Here is a 20,131-nt window from a genome sequence, read left to right as displayed (position 1 = left end):
AAAATCATACTTCAATAACTGTTTAAATTACTGTATATCAGCATTTTAAAAGCAATAATGGTTTGATGTAGTAGTTGTGTACTATAACGTTTGCGTTAACCTATGCTTACAGCGTATCTTTCAGTAACAAATTAAGCAAAAACACCCAACGAGTATGAAATTAAAATTATTCTTCGCTTGCGTCTCCTTTTTAGTTTTTTCAGGATTTTCGCATGCTCAACAAATCAAAACCATTAGTGGTATTGTGACAGATGAGAACCAGGTGCCTTTGCCGGGGGCTAATATTAAAGTCATTGGTAAGGATATTTATGATGTTACCGATTTTGACGGAAACTTCTCCTTAGAAAATGTAGAGGTAGGTGATACCTTTAGAGTGACTTTTCTTGGTTTTGCTCCACAGGAAATGGAGATTACCACCGCCGTAAATTATTCTATTGTTCTGCAGGAGGATGCAGGGCAATTAGATGAAGTAGTGGTCGTAGGTTACGGTAGCCAGAGAAAACAAGATTTAACTGGTAGTATTAGTAGGGTTGATACAGAGGAAATTACAAGGCAGCCTGCTTCCTCCCCTATAGAATCAATTCAAGGTAGGGCTGCCGGTGTGCAAATTGTTCCTTCCGGTGCGCCGGGTGCAACACCAGATGTATTTGTTAGAGGTCTTGGTACCGTATTTGGCGGTCAGAGTCCATTATATGTAGTGGATGGGATCTTAACTGATAATATCGATAATATTAATCCTAATGATATTGTTTCAATCGATGTTCTAAAGGATGCGTCTTCGTTAGCTATATATGGTAACCGTGGAGCAAATGGGGTCATCATCGTATCTACCAAACAGGGTAAAGTAGGGGCGATGCAAATCAATATTGATACCTATTATGGACCAAAAACAGAATTGCGAAAAGTGGATATGGCAGATTCAAGAAGTTTTGCCATTTATTCCAACGAGGCACTAGTTCGCGCTGGAGAGGAGCCAAGATTTGATTTAGATCAGGAATTCAATACAGATTGGTTTGAAGAAATAACCAGAACGGGTAGCATTAGTAGTACCAATGCATCTGTAAGTTACGGTACAGAAAAAGTTCGAACCTATTTTAGTGCAGGATTTTTTCAGGAAGAAGGTATTTTAAAGGGAAATGATTTCAACCGTCTCACTTTAAGAAGTAATACAAGTTTTGATATTTCAGATAAGATAACTTTTACGCAGCAGGTTAGTGCTGCCCTTACAGATGAAGTGCCAAAGCCTTTCGGTGCTTTTAATAATGCATACAAACAAACACCTATTATTCCGGTAAGATATCCACAGGGTAACGAATTTGCCGGAAAATTTGGATCTTCTACTGGAATCAATAATGTGGGGAACCCGGTGAGGGATTTATTTTATGATAATCAGAAACAGAAAAATTTAACCATACAGGGAAGTTTTACATTTGATTATGAAATTACTGATTGGATTCAGTTCACTTCCCGTTTTGGTGTGGAAACAGAATATTTCAGGAGAAGGAATTTTACTCCTAACCTGGATCTATTCCTTTCTGGAGATCCTACTCGAACCAGGGATCAATATTCAGACGAAAGTCCCAAAACATCTCTTACTATTAGAAAAGCTGAATCTTATAAATGGGTATGGGATAATTTTGTGACTTTGAACCAAACACTTGCTGATCTTCATAATTTCAAACTCACGTTAGGTACAACAATGGAAGAGCGAGGCGGCGATTTTATACAGGGTACCCGAAGAAATGTTCCCAACAACAGTGACTTCTGGAGTTTGAACAACGGGGATGCCGATCCACAAACTGTGGATGGTTTAAGAGATAATACAGTAAGATTAAGATCTTATTTTGCAAGGTTGAATTATGATTTTGACAGTAAGTATTTATTAACTGCTACTATAAGAAGGGATGGTTCCAGCCAATTCCAGGAAGGCCAGAAATATGGTAATTTCTTCTCCGTTGGTCTGGGATGGGTTATCAGCGAAGAGGCATTTTTAGAAGATTCCGAAGTTATAAGCTTTCTTAAATTAAGAGGAAGTTACGGGGAGCTGGGTAACCAGAATATACCCTTAAATATTCTTACTTTCAACTCGGGGCTTAATTATCCATTTGGACCTGATGAAGCGGTTAATGAAGGCGGAACCGTGGATGAGCTAATAGATCCTAATTTATCCTGGGAAACTACGGAAGAGTATGATATAGGTCTTGAATTTGGATTTTTAGACAATAAACTTACCGGGGAGATCGATTATTATAACCGTTTAAATAGGGATGCGATACTACCTGTAGAACTGCCGGACGCTTTTGGATTTAGGGGAACTACCTTAACACCTGCCGGAAAAGTAAGAAACAAAGGTTGGGAATTTGTGCTTAATTGGAGTGATCGTATTGGCGAGGATTTCAGATATCAAATAGGAGGAAACCTTACCATGAACGAGAATGAACTTGAGGAAGTTACCAATCCATTTTTTGCCCAGAATACCGGTGGTAGTCTTGGAAACGGCCAGATAACTAAAAGAGTGGAGGTAGGGCAGCCTCTTGGAAGTTTCTGGTTGTTGGAAGTGATAGGAGTAGACGATAACGGTGATTTTATTTACGAAGACGTAGATGATAATGGGAACATAGATGATGGAGATAAACAATTCTTTGGATCTTATGCTCCCCGTAATTTTTACGGTTTCAATATTTCCGCAAATTATAAGAATTGGGATATAAATGTAGATGGCTACGGAAATTATGGGAACGTGGTATATAATGGTAAAAAAGCCAACAGATTCAATAATGAGAATATAGAGCAGGAGGTTTTTGATAATAGATTTACCGCTGAAAATCCTTCCAATACTGAGCCGGCCGCTTTTAATGGCGTGCCACTTGCATCAACCTATTATTTAGAATCTGGCGACTTTTTCAGGTTGAACAATATTACAGTGGGATATACCATTCCATTCGAGGAAAATATCGCTATAAACAATGCAAGATTGTATGTTACAGCTCAAAATCCATTTATTAGTCAGGATTTTTCGGGCTATACACCAGAATTGCCAGGTGCGCCTCTTGGAGGGGCTGGGATTGAATTAAATGCCTATCCTTCCGTACAATCTTTAATTTTTGGTTTAAATCTAAGTTTATAAAAAAATAGATGAATATGAAAACGACATTTAAAACACTCTCTTTATTGGTTGTTCTGTCATTATTTACAGTCGCTTGTGAAGAGGATTTTCTTGAGGTAAGTCCTGCGCAGGAAACCCCTGAAGTAGCATTATCAGATCCGGATGTGGCACCTCAGTTGGTGAACGCTATTTATAATATTTTTCTCGGTTTTAATATGAATTCCTTCCCGTGGTACGGGATTGCAGATATAGCTTCAGATGATTCTGTAAAGGGTAGTGATCCCGGGGATACAGGGACCTATCAACAAAATTTGGAAGAATATACTTTTACTGAAAACGAAGCTGCTTTCAGATTGCTATGGGAAAACCACTACCAGGGAATAGCCAGGGCAAACAGAGCCATCATTTTATTGCCCGATGTAGATATCGAAGAGGATCTACAAAACCGATTGATTGGTGAAGCCAGATATTTAAGAGGTCTAATGTACTTTAGAATGGTGCAAATGTTTGGAGGCGTACCAATAATCGATTTTATCCCAGATCCTAATAGTGAGGAAGATATAAATAGGGCTTTCCAACGGGCTCCGGTAGAAGAGGTGTATGCATTTATTGAAGAAGATCTAACTTTTGCAATGAACAACCTACCCCTAAAGAGCGAATACGCACCAAATGACCTTGGACGGGCTACTCAAGGTGCTGCACAAACCTTATTGGCTAAAGTGAGTCTTTACCAGGAAAAGTGGCAACCGGCATTTGATTTGACCGAAATGGTTATAAACTCCGGTGAATATGGATTAGAACCCAATTATGAAGATGTTTGGAAAGAAACCAGTGAAAACGGTGTGGAATCTATATTTGAAATCCAGGCCAGGGGTGAATCCCCAAATCCGCTTGGAGTAAATAACTATTATGCATCCCAGGGAGCCCGTGGACAAGGCGGTTGGGGCTGGGGCTTCAATAGTCCAAGTGAAGATTTGTTAAATACCTATGAAGAAGGTGATACCAGAAAAGACGGTACGATCATTTTTAGAGGTGAAACCTTATATGACGGTAGGTTTGTACCGGAAACCGTTACAAATCCCCGGTATAATCAAAAAGCTTATGTGAATATTAGCCTGGAAAACGCTGGAGGTGACGAGAAAAACGTACGCCTTTCCAGATACGCCGAAGCACTTCTAATTAATGCTGAAGCTGCCTTTAGACTGGGGATGACCGGAGTTGCAGAAGAAAGGATAAATCAGGTGCGGGACCGGGCAGGACTGGAACCTATTTCGGGTATTACGATTATGGATATCTGGAAAGAAAGACGACTCGAACTCGCGATGGAACAGGATAGAATGTTTGATTTGCGTCGCCAGGGTCGAGCCGCCGAGGTAATGCAGGCTCTTGGATATCCTTTCGTAGAGGGTAAGCATGAATTATACCCGATTCCACAGGAACAAATAGACCAAAGTGGAGGTTTATTGGAACAAAATCCTGGTTACTAAAATAAACTAAGGGGTTACTATAACCCTTCTTAGTAGGGTGTTTTCTGTGAGAAAAGTTTGAATAAATATGTTAAAACTAAAATCTTTTTTAATTACATTTTTAGTAAGCTTCTCAATAGGTTGTAGCTCAGATAACGGCGGAGGAAATGAAGTTTCTCCGCCTGAACCCCCGCCTGAAACAGGTGGTGAAAATCCAGGAGGTACACCGCCTTTATCTGACGAGGAATTACTCGATCTCGTTCAGGAACAAACTTTTGGCTATTTCTATGATTTTGCTGAAGAAAATAGTGGTCTGGCAAAAGAACGTTCTCAGGAGGATGCTTATGGAGGGGACGGGTCTCTAATTGTTACTACGGGGGGATCTGGTTTTGGCTTAGCTTCTTTTCCTGCAGCCGTGGAACGCGGCTTTATTAGTAGGACGGAAGCGATTGACCGACTTAAAAAAATTCTCGATTTTTTAGAAAGCGTGCCTACTTATCACGGTGCTTTTTCTCACTGGTATTTGGGAAATACCGGGCAAACCAGACCTTTTAGTACTTTCGACGATGGTGGAGATCTCGTGGAAACTGCATTTTTACTGCAGGGGCTTCTTATTAACCGACAGTATTTTAATGGTGATAATGAAGAAGAAATAAATATTCGTAATCGTATTACCAGGATCTGGGAAAACGTGGAATGGGATTGGTATACGCAGGGTGAAGATGTATTATACTGGCACTGGTCACCTAATTATAATTTTCAAATCGATTTACAAATTAAAGGCTGGAATGAATCATTGATAGTGTATGTATTGGCAGCTTCCAGCCCTACTCATCCTATTTCAAAAGAAGTCTATACGAAAGGTTGGGCTTCCAATGGGAATATGGTAACTAACAGATTCCATTATGGCTTCAATATGCCTTTAGGGCCGAGTTTTGGAGGGCCACTTTTTTTTAGCCATTATTCTTTTATTGGTCTTGACCCACGCAATCTGAGTGATGAGTATGCTAATTACTGGCAACAGAATACAGCACATGCCAATATCAATTACGAATATTGTGTTCGAAATCCTTTAAATTATGAGGGATATGGCGTAGATACCTGGGGCCTCACAGCTTCAGATAATTATGAAGGTTATTCAGCACATAGTCCTACGAATGACCTGGGCGTAATAACTCCTACTGCTGCATTATCATCATTTCCGTATACTCCAGAGGAGTCTATGACTGCGATGCGTCATTTTTACGAAGATCTTGGCGATCGACTTTGGGGAGAATATGGATTTTATGATGCATTTTCTGAAGAACAGAACTGGTTTGCTGATGGATATTTAGCAATAGACCAGGGACCTATTATAGGCATGATTGAAAATCATCGTACAGGAATGCTTTGGGATCTTTTCATGGCAGATGAAGATGTGCTGAATGGATTAAACAAACTTGGATTCTCCTACTAAAATTTTAGAATATTTTACTCAATAATACCCCCATGCTTAATAAATCCTTAGTAATAATAACTTTTGGAATTTTTCTGTTTAGTGGATGTAAAAACGCTCAGAAAAATTCCGGGGAAACTCAAACCGAAAATATATCTGTAGAAAATCAACTTTCAGAAGAAGCTCTTCTGGACACCGTTCAGAAACAAACACTAAAATATTTCTGGGAGTATGCTGAACCTAATAGTGGAATGGCTCGTGAACGTTTTCATCCCGACGGAGATTATCCGAAAAATGATGCTCATGTGGTTACTACCGGAGGGTCGGGTTTTGGTTTAATGGGCATTGTAGCGGGTATGGAAAGAGGTTTTATTCCACGGGATTCCGCAGTGGCAAGATTGGATAAAATTGCAAATTTCCTCGATTCCACACCCCGGTTTCATGGAGCATGGTCTCACTGGCTTAATGGAGAAACTGCCGAAGTACAGGCTTTCGGAGAAAAGGATAATGGCGGTGATATTGTAGAAACTTCATTTTTGGCGCAGGGATTTATAGTAGTTAGAGAATACCTGAAGAATGGTTCAGAAGAAGAAAAAGTGATAGCTTCAAAATATGATGAATTGTGGAAAGGCATCGAATGGAATTGGTACACCAATAATAAAGACGGGATTTATTGGCACTGGTCCCCGGAATATGAATGGGAAATGGATTTTTTGATCGAGGGATATAATGAATGCCTTATTACGTATGTGCTGGCAGCATCTTCACCAGATCACCCCATTGAGCCGGAAGTTTATCATGACGGCTGGGCACGTAGCGGAAATATTACTACAGATGCTGAAGCCTACGGCTTGCCATTGATACTTAAACATAATACCCGTGGCGATATGGGAGGTCCATTATTCTGGGCTCATTATTCCTATTTAGGGTTAAATCCAAAAGGATTGTCTGATGAATATGCGAACTATTGGGATCTCAACGTAAACCACAGTTTGATAAATTATAAGTATTGCCAGGAGAATCCTAAAGATTATGCTACTTACGGGCCAAATTCCTGGGGCTTAACTGCAAGTTATACGCGTAATGAAAACGGAGGCATTGGTTATACAGCCCACTCACCAGATAATGACAGGGGAGTGGTTTCTCCTACGGCCGCAATTAGTTCTATTCCATATACTCCGGCAGAATCGCTGGCAGCTATGAGATATTTCTATTCAGATCTCAACGATCTTGTTTGGGGACCAGCTGGTTTTTATGATGCTTTCAGCCTTGAAGATGAAGAATGGGTTGCCGCAAGATATCTGGCCATAGACCAGGGGCCAATGGTGGTGATGATAGAAAATTATCGCTCAGGTTTGATCTGGGATCTTTTTATGGGTGCACCGGAAGTACAAAACGGACTCAAAAATTTAGGATTTACTTATGAAAAATAGATTGAAATACTTGTTGATCACGTTGGGATCTATATTGTTATTGCTGCCGCTAAGCTTACGTGCGCAAACAAAAGATGATTTTAAAAGAGAACAATTTATTTCTGAAAACGATACGCTCAATTACAGGATTCTTTTTCCAGATAATTTTTCTGAAAATGAAAAATATCCGGTGGTATTAGTGTTGCATGGAGCCGGAGAGCGGGGAGATGATAATGAAGCCCAGTTAGTTCATGGAAGTGACCTTTTTCTGCAAGCTGAAAACAGAAAAAAATTTCCTGCAATTGTGATTTTTCCTCAGGCGCCAAAGAATGATTATTGGGCAAAAGTTGAGGTTAAGAGAGATACCATGCCTTTTCAATTTAATTTTAAGAACAAGGAAGAACCAACAAAATCACTGGACCTGGTCATGAAGATGATGGATTCGGTGATTAATCAAAAATTTGTCGATAAAGAAAAGGTGTATGTAGGAGGTCTTTCTATGGGTGGTATGGGTACCTATGAGCTTCTTTATAAAAAACCAGAAATGTTTGCGGCAGCCTTCGCTATTTGTGGTGGTGCCAATCCAGAAATTGCCCAGGATTATCCCAAAGGTTTTAATATCTGGATTTTCCACGGCGAAAAAGATGATATCGTTCCTCCAGCGCTTTCAAAGGCGATGGCGAGATCTATTAATCATCATGGCGGAAATGCAAAGGTCTCTTTGTACCCGGATGATAATCATAATAGCTGGGATTCGGCATTTTCAGAACCTTATTTATTGCCATGGTTGTTTTCAAAAGAACGAGAGAGGGAATAAAAAGCCATAAATTCTAATTTTTTTAAATGAAACTCTACAGTTACATCTTTATAATTTTTTTGCTTGGTTTCACTGCATCATCACAAGAAGCAGTACCCGAAACTTATTGTAATCCATTAGATCTGGATTATACCTACATGGTGTATAATTCAAGTCGCAATATCTCTTATCGTTCCGGCGCAGATCCTGCGGTGATTGAATACCGTGGCGAGTATTTTATGTTTGTAACGCGCTCTTTTGGTTACTGGTATTCTAAAGATCTTATCAACTGGGAATTTATCAAACCCGAAAAATGGTTTTTTGAGGGATCTAATGCGCCCACTGCTTTTAATTATAAAGATTCTCTGGTTTACTTTGCTGGCGATCCTGCAGGTTATGGGAGTATTCTTTATACAGATGATCCCAAAAGCGGTAAATGGACACCTACTGCTTCTATAACCAGTAATATTCAGGATTCTGAACTATTTATCGATGATGACGGCAAAACTTACCTGTATTGGGGTTCGTCAAATGTACACCCCATTCGTGTGAAAATGCTGGATAAAGACGACCGCTTTCTTGAAACCGGAGTTGAAAAGGAACTTATTAACCTGGTGGAAGAAGAACATGGCTGGGAACGTTTTGGAGAGAATAATTTTCATCCAACCTTAAAGGAGGGGTACATGGAAGGAGCTTCCATGACCAAACACGATGGAAAATACTACTTACAATATGCCGCGCCGGGCACACAATTTAATGTGTATGCAGATGCTGCTTATGTTGGAGAAACTCCATTAGGGCCTTTTAAATACATGAAAAATAATCCTTATAGTTTTAAGCCTGGTGGATTTACGAATGGTGCCGGTCATGGCGTGACGGTACAACAAACCAATGGACAATACTGGCATTTTGCTACGATGGCACTTGCTTCCAATGCTCACTGGGAAAGACGTTTGGCGATGTTTCCTACTTACTTCGATGAAGAAGGATTGATGTATACAGATACAAGCTATGGTGATTATCCATTGTTTGGGCCGAACCATCCAACCAACCCCGGACAGCATAGTGGTTTGATGTTGCTCTCTTATAAAGGGAAAACAAGGGTATCCTCTTCAAAAATGCAGATACGGAAAAGTACTTCTACAGATGATGATTATGAGATCACAGAAATGCCACTGGAAAAGGACGGTAACGGGGAGATCATTTCAAAAGTATTAACAGATGAAAGTCCGAAATCATTTTGGGTTGCTGAGGCCAATGATGCCAAACAATGGGCAGAGATCGAAATGCTCGCCCCAGGAAATGTTTATGCCATCCAACTAAATTTTCATGATCACGAATCTGGTATATACACCCGAACTGAAGGTTTAAGACATAGGTTTACTGTGGAAGTTTCAGATGATGCTAATAAATGGAAAACAGTGGTAGATAGAAGTAAAAGTTATGAAGATGCGCCTAATGCTTATATCGCCCTTAATCAACCCATAAAAGCAAAATACGTCCGTTATAATAATGTAGAAGTTCCGGGGAATAATCTGGCATTATCTGAAATCAGGGTTTTTGGTAAGGGCCTGGGTAAAAAACCTGCAAAAGTTAATGGGTTTAAAGTTTCACGGGAGGAAGATCGTAGAAATGCCTCTATAGACTGGCAGCCGGTAAAAGGTGCCCAGGGTTATAATATACGCTGGGGCATTGCACCAGATAAACTTTACCAATCCTGGTTGATCTACGACAAAAATGAACATTTTATGCGTAATCTGGATCGTGATACCCAATACTATTTTAGTATAGAGGCCTTTAATGAAAATGGAATTTCAGAGCGATCTGAAACAATTTCAGTGAAATAAACCGAAGAACTAAACAACTAATAAAAAGCAAAGACCATGAAGAGAACATATTTATCGATATTCTGTATAGCTTTTATGGGAACTTTATTCCTGTCGGCACAGGAAAAGATTCCGCAAGTAGAAGAATTGCTCAAAAAAATGACCCTGGAAGAAAAAATAGGTCAGCTTAATCTTTTAACTCCAGGAGGTGGGATAGCTACAGGGTCTGTGGTAAGCGAAGATGTGGAAACCAAGATCAAGGCCGGAAATGTAGGAGGCGTGTTTGGTGTCTCAAGTCCGGAGAAAGTGAGACAGGCACAGGATATCGCTGTAAAATCATCCCGGTTAGGAATCCCGTTATTAATAGGTTCCGATATTATTCACGGTTATAAAACCACCTATCCAATTCCGTTAGGACTTTCTTCGAGCTGGGATATGGAATTGATTCAAGAAGGAGCGAAAATAGCTGCTAAAGAAGCTACTGCCGATGGTATTAATTGGAACTTTTCGCCCATGGTGGATATAGCCAGAGATCCTCGATGGGGGCGTATAGCAGAAGGTGCCGGGGAAGATCCATATTTGGGGTCTCAGGTCGCAAAAGCAATGGTTAATGGGTACCAGGGAGAAGATCTTACCCAACCCAATACGATGATGGCGACGGTAAAACATATGGCTTTATATGGTGCTGCTGAAGCAGGAAGGGATTATAACTCCGTAGATATGAGTCGGTTGAAAATGTTCAACGAATATTTACCTCCATATAAGGCGGCGGTAGATGCCGGAGTGGGGAGTGTAATGACTTCTTTTAATGATATAGACGGAATACCCGCCTCAGGAAATAAATGGTTACTTACAGATTTGCTGAGAGAAAGATGGGGATTTGAGGGATTTGTAGTTTCAGATTATACTTCGGTAAATGAAATGATTGCGCATGGAATGGGTGATCTTCAGGCCGTTTCTGCATTGGCAATTAATGCCGGACTTGACATGGATATGGTAGGAGAAGGATTTCTAACCACGCTCAAAAAGTCTGTTGATGAGGGTAAAGTTTCCGAAGAAACGATCACGAATGCTGCGAGAAGAATTCTGGAAGCGAAACATAAATTAGGATTGTTAGACGATCCTTATCGTTATTCAGATGAAAGCAGACCTGAGAAAGATATCCTTACCGAAGAAAATAGAGATTTTGCAAGAAAGGCTGCAACGAGATCTTTTGTGCTTTTAAAGAAGCATGACAACACTTTGCCACTTGCGAAAAATGCAAATATCGCTTTAGTTGGTCCGCTGGCAAATAGCAAAAATAATATGCTGGGCACCTGGGCGCCAACAGGAGATCCTCAATTATCGATTCCTATTCTGGAAGGAATGAAAAATGTAGCTTCAGAAGCAAATATCACCTATGCTAAAGGTGCTAATATCTCGGATGATACTTCATTCGCGAAGAAAGTGAACGTCTTTGGAGAACGGATACAGATCTCTGATGAGTCTCCTGAAACCCTACTAAAGAAGGCCCTGGATCTGGCTAAATCTTCAGATGTAATTGTAGCGGTAGTAGGTGAAGCCACCGAAATGAGTGGAGAAGCAGCCAGTCGTACCGATATTACAATCCCCGATGCCCAGAAAAAACTGATAAGGGAACTTACAAATACTGGTAAACCTGTAGTACTTGTTTTAATGAGTGGTAGGCCCCTGGATATTTCAGAAGAAATGCAACTGCCGGTAAGCATTTTGCAAATTTGGCATCCCGGAGTGGAAGCCGGAAATGCGGTGGCCGATGTAATCTTTGGAGATTATAATCCTTCAGGAAAATTAACAAACAGTTGGCCCAGAAGCGTTGGTCAGATTCCAATTCATTACCGAATGAAGACTACCGGAAGACCAGGTCCTGAAAGTGGGGAATTTCAGAAGTTTAAAACTAATTACCTTGATTCGCCGAATTCACCTTTATTGCCATTTGGTTACGGACTTAGTTATACCGACTTCGAATACAGTGATGTGAAGGCAAATTCAAAAGAACTGAGTTCTACTGGAACAGTAACTTTAAGCGCGACCATTACCAATACAGGAGATTATGACGGCGAAGAAATCGTACAACTTTATATTCACGATAAAGTGAGAAGTATTACGCCTCCTGGAAAAGAATTGAAAGCTTTTAAAAAGATCATGCTAAAAAAGGGTGAGTCTAAAACCGTAACTTTTGAGGTAAGTCCTGAAGATCTAAAATTTTATAATTCAGATTTGAAATATGTAGCGGAACCTGGAGAATTTGAGTTTTTTATAGCTGGAAGTTCAGATTCTGAATTTGATGGTTCCTTCACTTTGAAGGATTAAGCACAATTTGTTTTAGTTGGATCGCCCCGGTTTTATTTTTTCATTCCGGGGCTTTCTTTTATAATTTTTCCAGCCGTATTCCTGAAAGGATAGTTTGTCCATGCAAGGGTTGAAATTCGATGTTAAGACCTTTTTCGGTATGGATCTTGTAATTGAGTTCTACTGCCTGAAGTACATCGTACTGACTTGCAATATTTAGGTTCTTCTCTACAGGTATACCGTTAATTAGAATATCGAAAGTTCTGATTCCCTCTGAATTCTCTGCTTTATCTGAACCCAGATTATAGATGTTTTTCTTTGATGCCGACCAGTTTGGTTCAGCAAAAAGAAGTGAGATGCGATAATTGCCTTTTCCAACATCAAATTTATAAGCATTGATATTTTTTCGCATAGTCTGGTAAAGAGGCTCCTCAGTAGTATTTTTGAGATTTGAAAAAGTAGCCTGAAATTTATTTTCAGACTGCTGAAGAACTTCTCCACCCACATATCCAAATGAGTTTTCAGAATAAGGCTGATCGCTTATCCAGGTTTCATCGGTAGCTTCATTTATAAAATCACTTCGAGATCCCACATTGATGGAAAGGGGGTGATTTTCCAGTTTTTTAAGCAGATCCTGTCGAAATTGAATATTGATCTTCCGGGAATGTCGCGCATCTCCCGAGGTGGCTTCAACCCAATGACCTCCTTCTGTCAGATCCAAACTGAATTCAGCTACATTATTTTTTACAATAGCCGAAATTTCAGGATTATCATCAACTTTTAGAATGACCTTTTCAGCATTTGAAAAAACGTTCAATTTTACATTTTCACTTTTATCTATAAATCTTTTTTCAAAATTCTTTCCGGCGATATAGACAAAATCTTTATCACTTAACCTCGCTTTATAATAGTAATAGATATCCTTTGGCTCCCTGTTAAAATTTAACAGACCTTTCTGATTGATAAATGGCCTGGTATCCTGCCTTCCGGAAGAACCAAAATCAGCAAAATTCCACGCCGACATCCCAATAACAAAAGGACGATCCATTACCTGATTGATATAGCTGATATGGCTTTTAAGTTGATATGCCTCACTGAAGTCCCAGGGTTTTGGATCGTTTGTTTGTATTCGTGAATCACTGCCCGGGCCATATTCAGAAATGATCAATGGCCTGTCCGGATATTTTTGATATTGATCATCAAGGAATTTTCCAAGATTTTGAAGTCCGTCAGTATACCAACCAAAATAGAGGTTCCAGCCAATTACATCGGGAATATTAGCAATTCCGGAAGTGTTATAAATATCATTTTCATGCAGTGCCATGGCGCTAAGACGACTTGTATCCAGTTCTTTGGTCACGGCTTCTAATTTCTTGGCGAGTTCCACACTGGTTGCGATCTTTGCTTTACGTTCAATTTCTGGCATATCACCAGTAAAAACCAACCTGATAAAAATCTCATTCATATAGCCCCAAAAGATGATAGATGGGTGGTTATACAGTTGCAGTATTTGCTCTCGCTGCATATTTATAGAGTTCTGGTGATAGTCTATAGAGTCTGTAACGTCGTTGATCACCGGAATTTCTGTCCAGACCAATAGACCGAGCTCGTCACATATTTTATAAACTTCAGGATCCTGTGGATAATGAGCAGTTCTAATAAAATTCGCCCCCATATCTTTTATCATCTGATAGTCTTTTCTATGGATGCTATTGGGTACGGCGTTTCCCATATTTTCGAAATCCTGATGCCTATTTGCGCCAATTAATTTGATTGGTTTCCCATTGAGTAGAAAACCTTTTTTTGGATCGGCTTTGAACCAGCGACAACCAAATTTGGAAGAATAGGAATCGAGTATCTCTCCGGAATTTGCTTCAACAAGCTGAGCTTGTAATTCATAAAGTTTTGGATTATCAGGTGACCATAACTCGGGATTTTTGATTTCAAATGCTACCGATAAATTTTCAGTTCTAAGAGGTTCTATATTTTCTGAAATTTTAGTTCCATTAGGAGCTGTGATCGTGATTTGAAGATTTTGATTCTGAAGTGGATTAGCAACCAGACCTTCGAAAATTACTTCTGCTGTTTTGTCATTTACTTCAGGAGTTTTGATCAATAAGTTTCCGGCAGTTTCTCCTTCGAGCTGAAAATGGGTTTTTCCGGTTACAATTAATTCGATATCGCGATAAATTCCGCCGTAAAAATTAAAATCGGCTTCCAGAGGAGGAATGTTGACATTATGCGAATTATCAACTTCAACTCTAATTTCATTATTTAACCCAAAATTTAATGCTTTGGTCAATTCAAATACAAAAGCGGTATAGCCGCCAATATGCTCACCCACGAATTTGTTATTTACAAATACTTTGGTTTCCTGGTTTGCGGCCTCAAAGCTTAAAAATATGGCCTGCCCTTTCCAGTCTTGCGGAATGAAGATTTCTCTATTATAAATACCTTTGCCTCTATAATAAGCTCCGTCATTGAAGGCATCTTCAGCATTCCAGGTATGCGGAATATTTACATTTTCGCTCTTTTTAGAATTTTCTAGCTGAAAATTCCAGCCGGAATTTAGTGTTTTCACCATTCGTTGAGCCGGGGCATTAACTTGAGTAAGTAATAGTAGGAGAATAGTGATTTGAAGAATTTTCATTTAGTTCTTTTTTTTGTAACAGGTTGGGTCCAGGCAACTTCAGTATCAGCTTCCCGATAAGGATTCTTCTTTTCTTTATCTGAAATAATTTTAGCTCTAACAAAAAGTACATTCTCAGAAATTTCAAAATCTGCTGCTATTCCGTGGACAGATTTTAAGATTTCGCTTTTGGTAGCACCTTCTTTTACTCCAATAAACTGAATTTTATAACGAACTCCTTCTTCTTCCTTTATTTTAATTGAAATTTGATTGTTTTCAAATTTCAGGGTAGACAGTTCCACTCCGGTACTGGCATAAAAATCTCCGGCCTCCAGTGCATCTATAATAGTTGCCGGTGAAAGTTTCTTAGCTCTTACTTCCACCCAGCCGCGACCGGCATTACTCCATTTAGAACCAAATTTATGATAATGATGACTGTCGTCTGTAGCAATCCCAAGTAATAATGGCTTTTCCAGAGAATGATATGCTATATTCACTTTATCCCACATTTCTTCGGTACTGTCATGAATACTGTCCCCATAATTATTTACATAGGGATGACCGTTAAATACTTCAAAAAAGCGTTCGCCATCCAGTTGTATAATATCTTCTGCTGAAATCGCATAGGTAAAATTAGGATGGTTTAGATGTTGCATCACCGGTTGACCAATTTTCTCTTCATGCTCCTTAATTGCGTTCAGGTTATTCTGAATAAGCTCCACGATAGTAGCGCCTTTTCTAGGTTCAATGACCTCTTTAATATTTATCGCACCCATATGGACCGCTTTCTCGTTTAGGTAAGAAGTGACTTCTTCTGCTTTGAAGATCATAAATTTGTCAGGCTCCTCAAAAAGTGGTCTGAATTCTTTCAGCGTTTTTAATTGAACTTTTAAGCTTTCCTCACCTTTTTCGTACTGCACCCAATCCTTTCCATATTCTTTCAGATATTTTTCAAATGCTTCCTGATAGAGGCTGTCATTGGAAATTGTTTTCCTTTTATCCCCTTCGGCAATGACATTATGATCTGATAAGGCTATAAATTGGTAGTCATTATCCTTATACCTTTTTATGATCATTTCCGGGAACTCATCGCCGTCACTCCAGTAAGAATGCGTATGTAAGTTTCCTTTATACCATTTTTCTTCCTGGGCTTTCCCCGTATAAATCTTAAAAATAAAAAGGCTCAGAAAGATGAAGGATGAGATCTTTTTCATTTATAAATTTTAGTTTGAATTTTTTCTTTTTTGAATACTACGCTATTAAGAAATTCGAAGACCTGAGGGAGTTCTTTAAAAGGAATTCCGGAAATTTCATGCCGTGCATCTTTATACGTGTAAAAAAGATAAGAAGCTTCTAGTTTATGGAGCTTGTCAACGATGCTTTGAGAGCCGTCCAGCATTAGATATCCGGGTTCATTGGCTTCACAATAATGGTGTGGAGCGCTGGCATAAGGAACGAGATTATCATCGGTACCATGGAAAAATATTCCTGGAACTGCCTGTGCATTATTTAAATATCGCGCATCTACAATAGCACCAGCCAGAGAAATCACTGCTGAAAAACTGATGTCAGAATATTTTTCAGTATCATCAAACATTAGAGCAGGATTATAAGCTGCATTTAATACTGCCTCAGCACCTGCGCTGCTACCTCCAACAATGATGATATCCGGATCTATATTAAATTCTTCAGCATGATGCTTCATAAATTTAACAGCATCCATAAAATCTTCCGCAGCCAACTGAAAAGTCTCTATCTTACCTGAAGCATCATAATCACATCCAAAAGACTTATCTTTTCGGGTAAGCCGATAAGAAATTAAACCGACAATATAGCCCTTTGCAGCCGCGACTTTGGCAAATTTGACTTCCTGAGGATTTTGAGGGCTTCCACCTGAAAATCCGCCGCCATGCATAAAAATAATTAGAGGTCGGTTTTTGTCAGCATTAGAGGGGGTATAGAGATCAATAATTAATTTCTCGTCATCTTTTTCTGTATAAACTTTAGTCTGAACTTTATCAACCGCATAAAGACTATCAAGATACTTTATCTGAGCCTCAGTATTTTGAATCGTTATTATAAGGAAATATATATATAGGAGTTTTTTCATACTTACATCTATTTAATAGCAGCTTGAATATACTTATTTTTGAGGGGATAATAAGTGGTAAATTCGATTAGAAAATTTTATCTTCGCACCAATAATTCTTGCATGATGAGTTTACAGGAAAAAGTGATGGCTGAAATGAAGGCCGCGATGAAAGCGAAAGATAGTACCAAGTTAGAAGCTTTACGTGCTGTTAAAGGTGCTATTTTAATAGCGAATACTGAATCCTCTTCAAAAGAGGGATTATCTGATGAGGAAGAAAATAAGCTTTTGCAAAAATTGGTTAAGCAACGTAAGGATAGTGCTCAAATTTATAAAGAGCAGGGAAGAGAAGATCTGGCTGAACCTGAATTACAACAGGCTGAAGTGATTGAACAATTTCTGCCGGAACAAATGAGTGAGGAAGAAATTGAAGCAGAAGTGGATGAGATTATTGCTGAAACCGGTGCTTCTGGAATGCAGGATATGGGAAAAGTAATGGGAATGGCAACGGGAAAGTTGGCAGGAAAGGCCGATGGAAAAACAATTTCCATGATTGTAAAAAAGAAATTATCATAAGAATTTTGTCACATTGAGCGCAGTCGAAATGTGATGACTAATAACGGCCCCGTGGCGCAACTGAATAGCGCATCAGATTTCGGCTCTGAGGGTTGCAGGTTTGAATCCTGCCGGGGTCACGAATAAATAGTTCAATAAGAAAAAACGCCAAGCTCGCTTGAGCGTTTTTTTGTTTGAACTATTTTCAAAGCGGAGCTTTGAGGGATGGGCGAAGCGAATCCTGGCTACATGTAGAAAAAGCCTCGCAATCTCAGTCGAAGCTTGCTTGAGCGTTTTTTTGTTTGAACTATTTTCAAAGCGGAGCTTTGAGGGAAGCGCGAAGCGAATCCTGGCTACTTGTAGAAAAAGCCTCGCAATCTCAGACGAAGCTTACTTGTGCGTTTTTTTGTTTGAACTATTTTCAAAGCGGAGCTCTGAGGGATGGGCGAAGCGAATCCTGGCTACATGTAGAAAAAGCCTTGCAATCTCAGACTAAATTCGAAGGTATATTTTTTATTTATTTTTTAAAGCGAATCTGGACTATTCCTAAAGAAAAATAAAAATGCCAGACCAGATAAAGTAAATCGACCCTACTCAATTCACCCATCCTGTAGGCCTGGCAATTTAAATGTGTTATTAGGGTTTATATATTAATTTCTAGAATTTCTGATCGCTTGCCCAAAACTAGTATTTCTTCTGAGAGCATAAATGTGGTTTTCCGCATTTTTTCTAATTATTGTAATAATGATTTTATTGTTTACTTAAACCGGAAAGTTGAAATAGTAGTAGATGCTGCTATACCTTATATACAAAACAATGTTGAGGTGTTTTTTAAGTTGATGTTAAAAATTTCGGGATTTTTTAAATTGGCAAAAAACAAGGGAAAACCCTAATGCCTTATTTTAAAAAACCTCCATAAATTTAAAATCTAACTGATTTTTCTATAATGATTCAAGATTATAGCAACCTTTACCGTAATATCGTACTGGCCTTAAGCGTAGTGCTAGCAGTATATATAGTCTCAAAATATCTCACTTAAGTCTACTGATTTTTTCAAGCAGATCAATTATCTTCTCTTCAATATAATCCAATTTTAATGGAGTATTTTCTCCTTAAAATATTTTTTCTAAAGCGTAAGATCTGACGATTTTATGAGCGATTTTTTAAGTATAAAGTTAAAGAATTATTATCCAAAGTTCCTTTGTTTGTTTCTGATTATTAATAGATTACGTCTTTTATCGGTTTTTAAATATCTTTCTTCGAAAAAGAATTATTTAATATTAAACGAATCGTAAAATGAAGTTAATTTGAAGTAATTATTGTGCTATTAGATGGAGCCCTAAAATTTTGATGCACAAAAGACACCTTCCCTAAAGGTTTAGATAAGTTCACAATTAATTTCAAATAAATATGATAGCACTATTACACAAGTTTAATAGGGTAACACGCTTTTTGCTGTTACTAATGTTTTTTGCACTGCCAACATTGATGGTAGGTCGTACTGATACAACTACTGTAGCCAATCCCTATGCTTATTCTCAGGCAGGATTGGCGAATCCTACCGTAGCATCAGATAAAGAAGACTATGCACCGGGGGAAATAGCAATTATTACCGGTACAGGCTGGACTTTAGATTCTAAAGTGAATATCCATTTTGAGGAAGAACCGTCCTACGATCACCATCACGGTTATCACGATACTCCTGTGGATGCCAATGGCAACTGGAGGATTGAATATGCTATTGAGGTTAGGCACATAGGTGTGAAATTTACGGTTATTGTTGAGGGGGTGCAGTCTAAGTTCCAGGGATTCACTTATTTTACGGATGCTAATTTTGAATTTTCGGCAACAGGTTTGCCTAATGGTACTCCTAATTCTACATTGATAACAGTAAGATATAAAATTAATGGTGGGCAAGAGATGCTTTCTCAATTTGATTACAATAAAGGGTCCAACCCTCGAATACCAGTTTCGGAGACTCAGACAATAACCTGGACGTATGACAATATTTATTTAAATGGAAATACGTATTCTGCCTCTGGTGGAACAGCTTTTGGCAATACTAATCAAGGGGTTCAAAAAATTACTTCTAATTATTCATTAAGCTGCAATTTCCCCTTAATAACTTCCCACCCCACAAATAGTGTTATAACCTATGGACAAGATACTTCATTTTCCCTGTCAGCTACAGGAACAGTTGAAGCCTATAAATGGCAGGTTAGCAAAAATGATGGTACTAGTTTTACAGATGTAAGTAATGAAACCTTTTCTGGTTATGACGGTGCTACTTCAGCTACTTTATTAATAACAAAGCCAACTGTTGCAATGAACAATTACATATATCGAATAATTCTTTCTGCTTGCGACCCTATGCCAACAGTTACTAGTAATTCGGCAACTTTAACTGTTAATAAAAAATCAGCCTCAGTGGTTGTTGCTGATAAGACTAAAGAATATGGTTCTGCTGATCCTGTTTTGACCGGAACCCTAGATGGCTTCCTGGCAGC

General features: G+C 38.9%; 12 protein-coding genes and 1 tRNA gene. 10 read left to right on the top strand and 3 right to left on the bottom strand.

Translation table 11 applies throughout. From position 1 onward, the window contains the following. The first annotated feature begins 154 nt into the window (after positions 1-154). The 7 genes from Q1K34_RS08985 (at position 155) to bglX (ending at position 12,372) form a co-directional block, all read left to right on the top strand. Positions 155-3,127, top strand: coding sequence for a TonB-dependent receptor (locus tag Q1K34_RS08985; protein ID WP_300437462.1), 2,973 nt, complete (start codon positions 155-157; stop codon positions 3,125-3,127). Between the two features lie 14 nt (positions 3,128-3,141). After that, the gene (locus Q1K34_RS08980) at positions 3,142-4,593 is read left to right on the top strand and encodes a RagB/SusD family nutrient uptake outer membrane protein (RefSeq protein ID WP_300437459.1); all 1,452 of its coding nucleotides are present in this window, start codon (positions 3,142-3,144) and stop codon (positions 4,591-4,593) included. A 67-nt stretch (positions 4,594-4,660) separates the two neighbouring features. Then, positions 4,661-6,028, top strand: a complete 1,368-nt coding sequence (locus Q1K34_RS08975; protein WP_300437457.1) for a glucoamylase family protein — start codon at positions 4,661-4,663, stop codon at positions 6,026-6,028. Between the two features lie 32 nt (positions 6,029-6,060). Beyond that, positions 6,061-7,440: a glucoamylase family protein gene (locus tag Q1K34_RS08970; protein ID WP_300437454.1), complete on the top strand. Its 1,380-nt coding sequence runs from the start codon at positions 6,061-6,063 to the stop codon at positions 7,438-7,440. After that, positions 7,430-8,236, top strand: coding sequence for a prolyl oligopeptidase family serine peptidase (locus Q1K34_RS08965; protein ID WP_300437451.1), 807 nt, complete (start codon positions 7,430-7,432; stop codon positions 8,234-8,236). The genes Q1K34_RS08970 and Q1K34_RS08965 overlap by 11 nt, the downstream gene beginning before the upstream one ends. Before the next feature lie 26 nt (positions 8,237-8,262). Beyond that, positions 8,263-10,062: a family 43 glycosylhydrolase gene (locus Q1K34_RS08960; RefSeq protein WP_300437448.1), complete on the top strand. Its 1,800-nt coding sequence runs from the start codon at positions 8,263-8,265 to the stop codon at positions 10,060-10,062. A 36-nt stretch (positions 10,063-10,098) separates the two neighbouring features. Further along, complete coding sequence (gene bglX, locus Q1K34_RS08955) at positions 10,099-12,372, top strand: beta-glucosidase BglX (RefSeq protein ID WP_300437445.1); 2,274 nt, start codon at positions 10,099-10,101, stop codon at positions 12,370-12,372. A 58-nt stretch (positions 12,373-12,430) separates the two neighbouring features. Here bglX and Q1K34_RS08950 read toward each other — a convergent pair whose 3' ends face one another. From Q1K34_RS08950 to Q1K34_RS08940, 3 genes are read right to left on the bottom strand one after another with little or no spacing between them, the layout of a single operon-like run. Continuing rightward, positions 12,431-15,001, bottom strand: a complete 2,571-nt coding sequence (locus Q1K34_RS08950) for a glycoside hydrolase family 2 TIM barrel-domain containing protein (RefSeq protein ID WP_300437442.1) — start codon at positions 14,999-15,001, stop codon at positions 12,431-12,433. Further along, a complete protein-coding gene (locus Q1K34_RS08945; RefSeq protein ID WP_300437440.1) occupies positions 14,998-16,194 on the bottom strand; it encodes a histidinol-phosphatase in 1,197 nt (398 codons plus the stop codon). The genes Q1K34_RS08950 and Q1K34_RS08945 overlap by 4 nt, the downstream gene beginning before the upstream one ends. Continuing rightward, positions 16,191-17,090: an alpha/beta hydrolase gene (locus Q1K34_RS08940; RefSeq protein ID WP_300437438.1), complete on the bottom strand. Its 900-nt coding sequence runs from the start codon at positions 17,088-17,090 to the stop codon at positions 16,191-16,193. Before Q1K34_RS08940 ends, Q1K34_RS08945 begins: the two co-directional genes overlap by 4 nt. Before the next feature lie 105 nt (positions 17,091-17,195). Between Q1K34_RS08940 and Q1K34_RS08935 the strand changes: the two genes are divergently transcribed. From Q1K34_RS08935 to Q1K34_RS08925, 3 genes are all read left to right on the top strand, one after another. Beyond that, entirely contained in the window at positions 17,196-17,645 is a 450-nt protein-coding gene (locus tag Q1K34_RS08935) for a GatB/YqeY domain-containing protein (RefSeq protein WP_300437479.1), read from the top strand. 45 nt (positions 17,646-17,690) lie between these two features. Then, a tRNA-Arg gene (locus Q1K34_RS08930) sits at positions 17,691-17,764 on the top strand. A gap of 1,270 nt (positions 17,765-19,034) precedes the next feature. Then, positions 19,035-20,131, top strand: a 1,097-nt coding sequence (locus Q1K34_RS08925; RefSeq protein WP_300437436.1) for a hypothetical protein, incomplete at its 3' end; no start/stop codon positions are given.

The organism is Christiangramia sp. (genome assembly GCF_029937855.1).
In the GTDB taxonomy this organism is placed as follows: Bacteria; Bacteroidota; Bacteroidia; order Flavobacteriales; family Flavobacteriaceae; genus Christiangramia.
This window is presented reverse-complemented; position numbering and strand designations above follow the sequence as displayed.

Bases quoted from the DNA above. Each gene is read 5' to 3' on its own strand.
- Q1K34_RS08945 (WP_300437440.1), bottom strand. From the start codon at position 16,194: ATGAAAAAGATCTCATCCTTCATCTTTCTGAGCCTTTTTATTTTTAAG.
- Q1K34_RS08985 (WP_300437462.1), top strand. From the start codon at position 155: ATGAAATTAAAATTATTCTTCGCTTGCGTCTCCTTTTTAGTTTTTTCA.
- Q1K34_RS08940 (WP_300437438.1), bottom strand. From the start codon at position 17,090: ATGAAAAAACTCCTATATATATATTTCCTTATAATAACGATTCAAAAT.
- Q1K34_RS08980 (WP_300437459.1), top strand. From the start codon at position 3,142: ATGAAAACGACATTTAAAACACTCTCTTTATTGGTTGTTCTGTCATTA.
- Q1K34_RS08975 (WP_300437457.1), top strand. From the start codon at position 4,661: ATGTTAAAACTAAAATCTTTTTTAATTACATTTTTAGTAAGCTTCTCA.
- Q1K34_RS08970 (WP_300437454.1), top strand. From the start codon at position 6,061: ATGCTTAATAAATCCTTAGTAATAATAACTTTTGGAATTTTTCTGTTT.
- Q1K34_RS08960 (WP_300437448.1), top strand. From the start codon at position 8,263: ATGAAACTCTACAGTTACATCTTTATAATTTTTTTGCTTGGTTTCACT.
- Q1K34_RS08935 (WP_300437479.1), top strand. From the start codon at position 17,196: ATGAGTTTACAGGAAAAAGTGATGGCTGAAATGAAGGCCGCGATGAAA.
- Q1K34_RS08950 (WP_300437442.1), bottom strand. From the start codon at position 15,001: ATGAAAATTCTTCAAATCACTATTCTCCTACTATTACTTACTCAAGTT.
- Q1K34_RS08965 (WP_300437451.1), top strand. From the start codon at position 7,430: ATGAAAAATAGATTGAAATACTTGTTGATCACGTTGGGATCTATATTG.
- bglX (WP_300437445.1), top strand. From the start codon at position 10,099: ATGAAGAGAACATATTTATCGATATTCTGTATAGCTTTTATGGGAACT.